This is a genomic window from Acetobacter syzygii (assembly GCF_000964225.1).
GTDB lineage: Bacteria > Pseudomonadota > Alphaproteobacteria > Acetobacterales > Acetobacteraceae > Acetobacter > Acetobacter syzygii.
In genome coordinates this window covers 1-9723 of sequence record NZ_BAMZ01000015.1, presented here as the reverse complement: position 1 = coordinate 9723, position 9723 = coordinate 1, and the positions used below count along the sequence as shown (strand labels likewise).

At 57.2% G+C, this 9723-nt stretch carries 14 protein-coding genes; all 14 read right to left on the bottom strand.

Going from position 1 to position 9723, the window contains the following annotated elements:
• Positions 1-752: 752 nt before the first annotated feature.
• Positions 753-1139: a hypothetical protein gene (locus Absy_RS07005; RefSeq protein ID WP_048854032.1), complete on the bottom strand. Its 387-nt coding sequence runs from the start codon at positions 1137-1139 to the stop codon at positions 753-755.
• Positions 1140-1141: 2 nt separating this feature from the next.
• On the bottom strand, positions 1142-1906 hold the full coding sequence (locus Absy_RS07000) for a DNA-methyltransferase (protein WP_048854031.1): 765 nt from the start codon (positions 1904-1906) through the stop codon (positions 1142-1144).
• A gap of 52 nt (positions 1907-1958) precedes the next feature.
• Complete coding sequence (locus Absy_RS06995) at positions 1959-2105, bottom strand: hypothetical protein (RefSeq protein ID WP_158319843.1); 147 nt, start codon at positions 2103-2105, stop codon at positions 1959-1961.
• On the bottom strand, positions 2102-2653 hold the full coding sequence (locus Absy_RS06990) for a twin-arginine translocation signal domain-containing protein (RefSeq protein WP_048854030.1): 552 nt from the start codon (positions 2651-2653) through the stop codon (positions 2102-2104). The genes Absy_RS06995 and Absy_RS06990 overlap by 4 nt, the downstream gene beginning before the upstream one ends.
• Positions 2650-2994, bottom strand: coding sequence for a hypothetical protein (locus tag Absy_RS06985; RefSeq protein WP_048854029.1), 345 nt, complete (start codon positions 2992-2994; stop codon positions 2650-2652). Before Absy_RS06985 ends, Absy_RS06990 begins: the two co-directional genes overlap by 4 nt.
• Positions 2995-2998: 4 nt before the next feature.
• Positions 2999-3433, bottom strand: a complete 435-nt coding sequence (locus tag Absy_RS06980; protein WP_048854028.1) for a cell wall hydrolase — start codon at positions 3431-3433, stop codon at positions 2999-3001.
• The gene (locus tag Absy_RS12745) at positions 3408-3887 is read right to left on the bottom strand and encodes a hypothetical protein (RefSeq protein WP_048854027.1); all 480 of its coding nucleotides are present in this window, start codon (positions 3885-3887) and stop codon (positions 3408-3410) included. Before Absy_RS12745 ends, Absy_RS06980 begins: the two co-directional genes overlap by 26 nt.
• A 25-nt stretch (positions 3888-3912) precedes the next feature.
• Positions 3913-5508 (bottom strand): hypothetical protein, encoded by a 1596-nt coding sequence (locus Absy_RS06970; RefSeq protein ID WP_048854026.1) that lies wholly within the window; start codon positions 5506-5508, stop codon positions 3913-3915.
• A 52-nt stretch (positions 5509-5560) separates the two neighbouring features.
• Entirely contained in the window at positions 5561-5869 is a 309-nt protein-coding gene (locus Absy_RS06965) for a hypothetical protein (RefSeq protein WP_048854025.1), read from the bottom strand.
• A gap of 1 nt (position 5870) precedes the next feature.
• Complete coding sequence (locus Absy_RS12740; RefSeq protein WP_052945720.1) at positions 5871-7340, bottom strand: hypothetical protein; 1470 nt, start codon at positions 7338-7340, stop codon at positions 5871-5873.
• Between the two features lie 2 nt (positions 7341-7342).
• Positions 7343-7915 carry a DUF2612 domain-containing protein gene (locus Absy_RS06955; protein ID WP_048854024.1) on the bottom strand — a complete coding sequence of 191 codons (573 nt, stop codon included), beginning with the start codon at positions 7913-7915 and terminating at the stop codon, positions 7343-7345.
• On the bottom strand, positions 7915-9129 hold the full coding sequence (locus Absy_RS06950; protein WP_048854023.1) for a baseplate J/gp47 family protein: 1215 nt from the start codon (positions 9127-9129) through the stop codon (positions 7915-7917). Before Absy_RS06950 ends, Absy_RS06955 begins: the two co-directional genes overlap by 1 nt.
• Positions 9116-9469: a hypothetical protein gene (locus Absy_RS06945; RefSeq protein WP_048854022.1), complete on the bottom strand. Its 354-nt coding sequence runs from the start codon at positions 9467-9469 to the stop codon at positions 9116-9118. The genes Absy_RS06950 and Absy_RS06945 overlap by 14 nt, the downstream gene beginning before the upstream one ends.
• A gap of 65 nt (positions 9470-9534) precedes the next feature.
• On the bottom strand, positions 9535-9723 hold a 189-nt coding region (locus Absy_RS12615; protein ID WP_219810133.1), incomplete at its 5' end, for a hypothetical protein.

Genomic DNA, 9723 nt, shown 5'->3' with positions numbered 1-9723 from the left:
TGGGCGCAACAGGGATTGAACCTGTGACCCCTACCATGTCAATTTTGTGGACTGGATAGTGGAATTGGCTATTTTCTGCGCTTAATTTTGCACGACCACATAAACTACACTGATTTTCCACATATATTGCGCTGACAATCCCCCTTGTACAACACCCCAAACCTGTACTACCCTAACCGGGCTGCGGCGGCGTGGATGGACACGCGGGAGATGGCTCTTCCTAAGCGAGAACATGCGGCTCACCAGCCGAGAGCAAGCGTGCTAGACGGATGAGGACCAGAAAGGCACTGGGACGCCTAATACGGGTTCCGTAAAGGCACCGTCAGCGATAGCCGGTATCAAGCCCGGCCCGTAGCAACATCCCGAGACAGCGTTTCCTGTTGGGGTAGCTGCCCATAGGGGCGCTTGAGGGAGCCGAGAACGGAAGGCGTATGCCGTGACAGCCGGAGAGACGGCAACCAGTTTCAGGTTCCAGTCGTCAAGTAATCCTTGATAGCTGGCGGGTGCCAGACCCGCGCCGCTCTGGGCGCTATAAATGCCCATCGGCAATTTGGTAGTCGTCGGATGCATACGGCGCAGAGGGCTGAGAATATCTGAATGGAATCCCCGGACAGATTTCAATGCCCGCTGGCGGTGGGAACCCGCCAACCATTGGGAAATCCCCAATAGTTCCAGTCCCCTCACTTCCGCCGCAATCCCCATGCTATAGCAGCCAAGCCAACGGCTCTCCGCCGCCCATGAGCGCCGTTGGTCTAGCCTTTCCGCACATACCGCTCACAAGCTAGCACCAAAGGCCGACAGGCCGAATACGGCCCCAGCAGCGTGCCGCTTGGCCCGGTGTATTCCACCTGCGCCACACGCCCCTGCCGCAACCGGGCGACAAAGTGGCACGTCCCGTGGCCGGATAGGTCCAGTTCCAGCGACATCGGCCCCTTGATCGTAAACGGCCCCTGCACCTGCTGGTCCTGCCGCCATTGCAACACCTCACCGTCCGGTAGAGCCGCAACATTATCCGGCACCCCTGCGCAGGCAATCAGGTCAGACCGGGCCATACCGACAAGATCGCGCTTGGCCTGTAGCGGAACGCTGGAGCAGGCAGATAAAGAAAAGGAAAGCGCCCAGACAATAAGGAGGCGCATCGTCACCCCTCGTTAATCTGGCACGCCATTTCCATGCGTTGGCTCGCCATATAAAAATAAGCAGGATCTTTCTCGATCCCTATGAAATTGCGCTTGTTGCGCAAAGAAGATACTCCCGTCGTGCCGCTTCCCATGCAGAAATCCAGAACCGTATCGCCTTCGTTTGAATAGGTTTTCACCAAGTAATCCATAAGCAATAGTGGTTTTTGCGTAGGGTGTAGCCCCTTAACGCCATTATGGCGGTCAGGGTCTTTCCCGCAAACTACAACACTCCTAGGGTAACGCTCCGTTGAATCATAAGATGTTGTCCCTGACTGACTACCGTAACAGCGATCAGTCGATCCTCTGGCTACCGTTCTGGTTTCCCGTTTATGGCCCACTGTTTTCTGAGGATTATACGTTTTTCCGTGTCCAAAAACGCAAATACTCTCATGTGCGCGCATCGGCATTTTTTTTGCGTTTAGATGGCCAGTCGCTAATGGCTTTTCCCATATAAGATCGTAGCGAAAATCACGCATATTGCTGTTAATCAGGGCGGTTGTGAATGGTTGGGCGCTAGTCATCACAACAAGACCAGCCGGAGATAGAACCCGACGAATCTCTAGCCAGAGTGCATCTAGGGGAATTATTGAGTCCCATTTACACGCTGTTGTACCATATGGCGGGTCAGCTAAAACAAGATCGATGCTGCTCTTTTCAATACCTGGAAGAATCTCCAGGCAGTCTCCGCAAGCCAAATTCATCATAGGAAAATTTATACATGCCATTAATTATTTTCCTTTCATCCCCAGAAAGGTGAGTGCCGGGCAGCCCAAGGCCTTAATCCGCATCATCCTGCCCCTTCGTAAGCTGTCCCCAGAAACTGCCCGCGCTCGCCCGCCAGCGCCATATGAGCGCCAGAAGGAGCGTGCCAAGGCCGACAAACGCGCCCCCGGCAATTGCGCCGCACTCGAAGTCTGGCGTCACTGAGTGACTCCCAACGTCTTGAGCGCAGTAGCCTCCTGCGCGTCCGTCACGCTGGAAAGGCTGATACCCAGAACGCCCATGAACGCATCCAGCACGGTCAGTAGGCCATTGAAGACGGTGATGGCGGTATCAATGACCTTACTTGTCACGGTGGACTGGGCAGCCGTAAGGCCAGAACGCAGGGCCGAGGCAACAGCGTTCATATCCACCAGAATCGTATCCACTTCGGTTTTTCGGCTCGAATCGTCATACGAGATGGTCAGCGTGCCGTTGGTGGCGGTGGAAAACGAAGCCAGCGCAGCAGAAAGCGCCGTGCCTGCCGCCTCAATAGCCGCTACAGCCGGAGCGCCCATTGCCGTAGCAATAGCTGTCACGCTCAGAATCGTGGCGATGGCGTTAATGCCCGCCTGCCCGTAAGCCTTAACCTTGGCCGTGTTGAGTGTAACAGTGGTAGTGCTACCGCTGGTTGCAACGGTGCAGGCTGTAAGGGCGGTAGCACCGAGCAGCGCAGAGGTCCGCAGGAAGTTGCGGCGGGAAAGATCGGTCATTTCGTGGTGTCCTTGGGGATATTAACAATAGATCCGGGGCCAGCCAGTGGGGCTGTTGGCGCAGTGGGTGCACCCTTCACCAGATGCGTAGCCATGTATGGGACTGCGTAACTGACCCCGAGGCCAATCACGCGGACTACCTGATACAGTGTGATGAGAACCCGGTTGTGCGTGGGCGCAGGAACAGACGCCGTGATGGCCGCGCACGTAATCATGGTCGTGGCGATAATCAGGGCGATATTCTGCGGCAGGGCGGAAAACAGGCTTGGCAAAAGAGCCGCAATGCCAGCCACCTTAGCTGTGTTCACAACAGCAGTTTTCTTGCCTGATGTTTCAGACATGGGGTTATCCTTCTCCAAAAGGCCCCACGCGGTAAAACGCATGGTGACCAATCGTGCAGCGATAGAAGCGGGAAGAAGCCCATGCAGGCGCGTGCGGAAGGCGCGTGTCATAGTAGCTATCTGCCCCGCTGGTGATGTCGGTAAGGGTTCCGCTCACAAGGCGCTGGGCCAGTGCAAGAGCAGTCTGGAACTGCGGGTCCGTACTGGTCACGGCGAGCAGCTTTGCCCGGTTGGGGTCAGTCGTGTTCCAGCAAGAGAACTGCCAGGGGCACAGGAACACACTACAAATATCGCGCCCCCACCAAGCAGGTCGGGCCAGCCGGTTCATGCCCGCGCACAGAACGGCTTGCATCCCGGTTGGTCCTTCCCCCCGCGCCTCGCCCCATGCGGTGCGGGCCGCGACCTGCAAGGGGTCAGTGAGTAGAGAGGATTGCAGCATTGGCCTGTCCTCCCTGCACCGCATCCCACGGCTCGCGCAGGTGCAGCCAATGCACCCAGATGGTGCTAGCCACCTCCTGATCGGAAAGCAGCGTGGAGCCAACAGCCGCCCCGATGGTGCAGACCAGCCCGATAACCACAGCCAGTTTGCGCCATCGCCTCAAACTGTCCTCGGCAATCTGGTTCTGGCGCTTCTGCGCGCCAGTATGTTCGGCAATCTGCTTGGTCAGGTCCGTCAGCGCCTTGCGTGTGTCCGATGCCTCCACGGCCCGGTTCCGCTCCCGCTCCTGCCCTTGGGCCTCAACGGAGATCAACTTCTCCATCATGGCGCTCTGACCAGACTTGAGTGTGTCCACATCGTCCTCCAGCCCATCAAGGCGGCGGGCGTGGCTGTCCACGATCACGCGCAGATCATCATCAGCCGCGCAGGTTCCCGCGCACTGTGTTTCAGTCATGCTCAAATTATCCTGTGGAGGGGTTTTAGCTTTCTTTGCGCCACGCGATAGTGGTGCGCTTCCCGGCCCCGGAGCCGAAAATATCTACGACGTAGAGGTGTCCACCAACGCCAACGTGGTACGTTCCCCATGCATTGGACGTGAGGTAAAACGTGCTGTCGATCACGGTGGCCGTTGTGGTGATGGTGCCGCTATCGAGAGTGAAGCCCTTGAAAGAAGTCGTGCCCCAAGCCGCTGTTTCGTAAATATCCACGGGAGTCAGACTGCCAGACGTGGACACAGCGGAGAGTGAGCCGGTTCCTGCTGCGGAATACGACATGACGAATTGCAGGCCGGACGTGCCGAGGGTTGCGGTCAGGGAACTTCCAGAGGCAGAAAGATCGCCCGTGACAGACCCGCGCTCTGCGTTCAGGGTATTTTGGACGAAAGCGGTTGTGGCTGCATACCCTTGGTTATCGCCAGTCGTCCGAGTGGGGACATTAACCGTCCCTGTGACCTCAAAATTCCCATTCACCGCGATGTAGTTATACGTGGAATTGTAATTCATCCATTCGAGACCACCAAACTTGATGCCGTTGATGCCCGATAGGATGATGTTGCCGTTGCCGTCCGTAGTGAGTTTCCCGCCGTCCACGGATGGCTGCGTGATGCTTGGCGTGGTCAGCGTGCCATTGGTCGCCAGCGCATAATTCGCCATCCCCGCGATGGTCTCATAGATGGATGCTGCCGTGGTCTGGCTCACGAACCGGGCGGCTGCGCTCTCGGTATTCAGGGCTGACTTGGTGCTGTCCGTGGTCGTGGTGTCAGGCACGGACGTAACGCCATCCACGGTTAGAGTCTTGGTAAACTCCACGTCAGCGCCAAGGTTCGCCATCGTACCAACGGTCGTGGATAGCGTCCCGTCATCGTTGAACATAAACGGCACCCACCCGCCCGTGGTGTAGGTGTTCAGCATCGTGTAGGTGCGGTTTGAGTTGCGGTTCAGATACCACTTCACCGTGCTGCCGGTGATCTGCCCGTTGACCTGACCGGAACTGTTCGTGAATGTGGGAATGCCCTGTTCCGCGATATTGCCCGTGACAGTCAGCGCGCCGGTACTGGCGTCTCCTGTGACGGTCAGTGTGTCAGTTTTTGTGCCGCCCCCGACCGCAATACCCTTATCGCCAAACTTTGCGTCTCGCTGCACATTGTTGTCAGGGTCAGCAAAGTAGGCATAAGCAAAATGCTGCTCCGCTGTGAAGCTGTTTTGCGCTGCCAGTTGCGAGTATTCCGCCTGTGCATCCGTCTTGGTCAGGTAGGCGCTAAGGTCCGTGGTACCGCTGGAAAAGTTGCAGGTCTGCGGTATGCCGTCAGCCGTCACGCTGCACACCGGCACAACCGGAAGTATGGTCTGGTACTGCCCGCTAGCGTCCTTGTATGCAAGATTGCCGCTTCCCCCTCCCCCGCAAATAACGGGAGCGCCCGAGGAATCCACCCCGCAAACGGGAGCGGTCAGCGTGACCGGGGCAGATTGCCCACTGGCCGTTGTAATCGCAATCCTTGCATCGTCTGCATAGGCAGGCAACCAAAGCGCAAGCAGGGCGGTGGAGGCGAGTATCCGTTTCATGCGGTCACCAGTCATAAAAAAACCGCCTCAAAGGGCGGTCAGGGTGGATCTGTTAGGAAAAGTGAGGCTATGACGCCGTGCTTGTCGTTGCCGTAGTGGTGCTGGCTGTCGTTGCAGCCGTGGTCTCCGGCACGTAGGTCTGCACCTTGCCATCCTTGATGATCTGGTTGACCAGACTACGCGCACTCCACTCTGTGTCAGTCAGCGCAATCATATCAGACGCAGCAGGGAGCCATGCCGGAGCGGATGAGAACATGGCAACGTCCACCCATCCAACGGTTGGGTCATCCCCAAGTGTTACGGTGGTGTTGGCATAGGCATAGTAGCGGTCAGGGTAGCTTGTGGCCCACCATGACGTTGTGGTTGATGTTGTCATATTACTCACCCATTACCGACACAGTGATTGTGACAGGACCAGACCCCACAATGTAAACCTGAAAACCTGAGGCCGTTACGTTATAAACTGCATTATCCCTATCAACCCGCTGCCCAATGGTGATTTGAGGAGGGACAGGCGTTGCAGAAAACGCCATGGGAAATGTGACTGTATCCGCGTCACTCACTGAAACAGTAAAGTTTTGCGTCAGCACATTGCCGATTTTTGTGTAATACCCACCGGCAAGCGTGCCGGATGTGGGCAGGTCGGACAGCACAGCCCCCGTTCCCGCCGGACAGATCAGACGCCCCCCGTTGTACGCGGTCTGCGGAAGTTCGTAGACGGAAAAATTGGTGCCATCGTAGATGTAATGCAGAATGGAAAAATGCGATCCCGCATATTCCCTGAGCGCCACCTGATATTCAGTCCCGCTCGGTGATGTGCCGCGCGCCAGATACGTGTCGTAGGACTGCCCAGACGTAGAAGTGTAATTCCCCTTGGTCGTAAACTGGTTGCCATCCGTAATGGCCTGCGTGCCGGTAAAACTGTTCCCGCCAGCTAGATTAGCCTTGGCAGAATTAAGCGCATTATCCGCCGCAACCCTCGCCTGCGCCTCTGCTGTGATGTTTGATTGCAGAGCGGCATCAGCATTTGCACGCGCCGTAGTTTCCGCCTCAAGGTTGGTCGTAAGGGTGGTTATAGCGGATGCGCGCGTAGTGGCCTCAGTATTGATGTTTGTCTGGAGCGCACTATCAGCAGCTTGCCTCTGCGTTGTTTCCGTGTTGAGTGCTGCCTGTAGGGCGTTGTCTGCCGCTAGCCGGGTGGCTACTTCGACATTAATGTTTGTCTGGAGTGTTGCATCTGCCGTCTGACGTGCGGATATTTCCGCCGTTAGCTGGTCAAGCGTGGGCAGCGAAATCCACACCATACCGCTAGCACCAGTATAGCCAAAAATGGGGTTGCTCCCGCGCATAAACAGGGAGCGCCCTGCGTAATCGCCGGTTTGCGAAATACCATAGCTGGCGGAGATGAAGCTGCCCGTTGCCCACGATTCCGTGGCATAACCTGCAAACAGGGACTGCCATGCAGCACCAGACGCGCCGGGGGTGGAAACATTGGCATCCGCCGTGCTGACCCAGAAAGTCCCAGCCGTGCTGCCGCAAACAATGGCCCCTGCGGGGTATCCGCCAATGGCCTGCGCAAAGGTCGCATCAAACGGGCCAAGGTAGCCCGCCTGAAATACCTGTATGGCACTGGAGAGCAGGTTGAGCAGACCGTTCATATCCTGCCCGCGTGGGGGTTCGCCACCTGCCGCGCGCGCGACAAAGGTTTCCGGTGGGAACCCAAGGGCTATGGATGCCGTGCCATCGCCTGAGGTCGCCTGAGTTGCGGGGATGGTGGCAATGTTGCCCGTAGCCGCGTCCGCTCCAATGAGCGTGCCAAACAGCTTGCGGTCATCTGTGCTTTTCATGTTCAGTCACTTTGTATGGAGTAGGCCACGGAAACGCCCGTTGGTCGGGGCAGAACGCCACTGTTCTGAATAATGCTGACCTGCACATCAGTTGGCACAAACTTGAAAACATACGTCATGCTCATGTCGCCGTTATCCTGCACATAAGCATCGCCCTGCCCCGCAAACAGTGTGGTCAGGATTGCGTTAAGCGAGAGGATTGAGCCATCTGATATGTTTGCAAGCGCCTTGGCATAAATAAGCTGCCGGTAGCCCTCATCGGACAGGCGGTAATTGTTGGTCGCGTCCACACCACGATACCAGGGCGCTTGGTCAAACCCCTCTTCCGTCAGGTCATTTGCCTCGCGCCAGCCAAGGTATTTGACAGATGCGATATTGAGGATGCGGGACACCCCAACAATCCGCCCCCATACATCCAGCCCATACCCCTGCGCTGTCTGCACGTTCCAGACCAGATTATACCAGTCGTCTATCTGCGTGGACGGGTCCAGCATCTGGTTCCACGCCTCGATAATCGAGCACAGAGCGGGGCTGTTGGCGTATTGAGACAGAATGGTCTGGCTTACGTCCTGCATCAGTCCACCGATACGTTGATGTTTGCCGCCTCAAGCGTTGGGATCTGGTCGATATTCATGGACGCCGTAAACCCGACCGGCAGGCTTGAGGTACCTATGGTGATCTCAATAATTTTTACCCATGAACCGAGCGCTGCCACGGCAGAATAAAAGCTGCTGGCATAAAGGGTTTGTCCGATCTGCGACCCCTCCATGGCATTAAACGCCGCCAGAATTGCCGCCTGTGTATCCGTTGCCGCAGTTGAGGGAACGCCGCTATTTTTCTCCAACGTGACGGAGAAATATACGGGTGTATCCGTTGCCCGCGTAAACTGCACGGCATAGGTCGGGGGCGTGTGATATGCGCTGTTCGGGTCAGTCACGGTCACGCTGGTTGTGCCGGTGTACGCACATCCGGGTGGCTTTTTGCTGATGATCGCCAGCGCCACTGCCTCGTCCGTGCCGCCATTGACGCACACATACAGGCTATGGGCCGCAACGGAAACGCCGCCAGTCGTTACCGCTGCATCGGTGCTGTTGTCGGTCACGTAGGCATCGGTCACGCCATCTACGGCCAGCACTGCACCAGCAATGGCATTGAGGGAGCCAATGGCATTACCCTCCACCGTTGCCGCGCGCCGGGCCTCAAACTCCTGCCGCCCTTCCTCCGCACTCCCAGTCACGCCTGCGGCCGGGTTGCTGACTGAGGTCAGGCCCGTAACAGACTGGTAAACGGATACGCTGTTGGCTGGGCAATAGATAACGCCCTTGGTCGTGCAGGAGAATGACCCCGTGCCCGTGCCGGTCGCATCCAGCGTTATGGCCCCATCAGCCGCATAATAGTTGCCGCTGCCATCTTGGATGAGCGTGCCTTCTGGCACAACCGTGCCCGCTGCGCCCACACAGGTTACGCCAACAACCGTAGCTGTCGCACCCTTGCGACTGATAAAGTAGATATTGCCAATAGCATCCTGCAACCGTCCAAAGGCCCGCTCCGGGTCCACACCATTGAAGATGGCAAGCATCTGGTCATAGGCATCGCCCAGAATGGCCGTGAGCGACATGGCAAGCTGGCCCTGTGGCGTGGACAGGCCCGTATTAAGGTTGCCACCCATGGCCGCGTTAAGGTCCGCCAGAGCGCCGGTGAGCATATCGCTCTCAGCCGGGGCCACAAAGCCCGCATCCGTAAAGGATGGCGCGGGGACTGATGTTGTGCCGTAATCAGAGCCCGACATTGCTTGTGGTCCCGTCTGTGGTGGTGAAAAGAATTGCGCCGGAAATCGCGCGGTCATAACTGAGGCCAGAGACCATGCAGTGGGCCTCTGCTACGTCCGGCACCGCTAGGGCTGCCTGCTCTACCTGCGTTTGATACACGGGGAGTGACTGGCTTTTGCCCAGTATATTGCTGAGGTAGGGCAAGCCCAGATCCGTGTTGTAATAGCACTCGCCCTGAAACACGCGCACGGCAGAGGATATGTCCTGCCCAACTGCATAAGCGCTGGAGGCCACGGCAATGTTTCCATCATGGTCAAGCAGCAGGTCCCACGTTGTCCGGTCAAGCAACAGCGTGTTCATGGCGTCACCAACAAAAAAGCCGCCCCAAAGGACGGCTGACAGAATTATGAGAGAGTAAGGAAAAACTACCGTAAAAAGGTACCGGGTACAAGCGGTATCTGCGTAGCCCGCGCAACGGTAGAGGAGCTATGCCAAAAACCGCGCGCGGGTACAAGGCTATTGTAACTTGGTGCTATGCCAGTGCCTTCTGCCCAACCTTCCGCTTCCCCTCTTCCGCGACCACATCGCCCCAAAGCTGAGTGATGGCGCGGGCG

Excerpts from the sequence above, each read along its gene's own strand:
- Absy_RS06970 (WP_048854026.1), bottom strand. The coding sequence starts at position 5,508 with ATGACTGGTGACCGCATGAAACGGATACTCGCCTCCACCGCCCTGCTT.
- Absy_RS06985 (WP_048854029.1), bottom strand. The coding sequence starts at position 2,994 with ATGTCTGAAACATCAGGCAAGAAAACTGCTGTTGTGAACACAGCTAAG.
- Absy_RS06955 (WP_048854024.1), bottom strand. The coding sequence starts at position 7,915 with ATGCAGGACGTAAGCCAGACCATTCTGTCTCAATACGCCAACAGCCCC.
- Absy_RS07005 (WP_048854032.1), bottom strand. The coding sequence starts at position 1,139 with ATGCGCCTCCTTATTGTCTGGGCGCTTTCCTTTTCTTTATCTGCCTGC.
- Absy_RS06965 (WP_048854025.1), bottom strand. The coding sequence starts at position 5,869 with ATGACAACATCAACCACAACGTCATGGTGGGCCACAAGCTACCCTGAC.
- Absy_RS06980 (WP_048854028.1), bottom strand. The coding sequence starts at position 3,433 with ATGCTGCAATCCTCTCTACTCACTGACCCCTTGCAGGTCGCGGCCCGC.
- Absy_RS06950 (WP_048854023.1), bottom strand. The coding sequence starts at position 9,129 with ATGTCGGGCTCTGATTACGGCACAACATCAGTCCCCGCGCCATCCTTT.
- Absy_RS12745 (WP_048854027.1), bottom strand. The coding sequence starts at position 3,887 with ATGACTGAAACACAGTGCGCGGGAACCTGCGCGGCTGATGATGATCTG.
- Absy_RS06990 (WP_048854030.1), bottom strand. The coding sequence starts at position 2,653 with ATGACCGATCTTTCCCGCCGCAACTTCCTGCGGACCTCTGCGCTGCTC.
- Absy_RS06945 (WP_048854022.1), bottom strand. The coding sequence starts at position 9,469 with ATGAACACGCTGTTGCTTGACCGGACAACGTGGGACCTGCTGCTTGAC.
- Absy_RS07000 (WP_048854031.1), bottom strand. The coding sequence starts at position 1,906 with ATGGCATGTATAAATTTTCCTATGATGAATTTGGCTTGCGGAGACTGC.
- Absy_RS12740 (WP_052945720.1), bottom strand. The coding sequence starts at position 7,340 with ATGAAAAGCACAGATGACCGCAAGCTGTTTGGCACGCTCATTGGAGCG.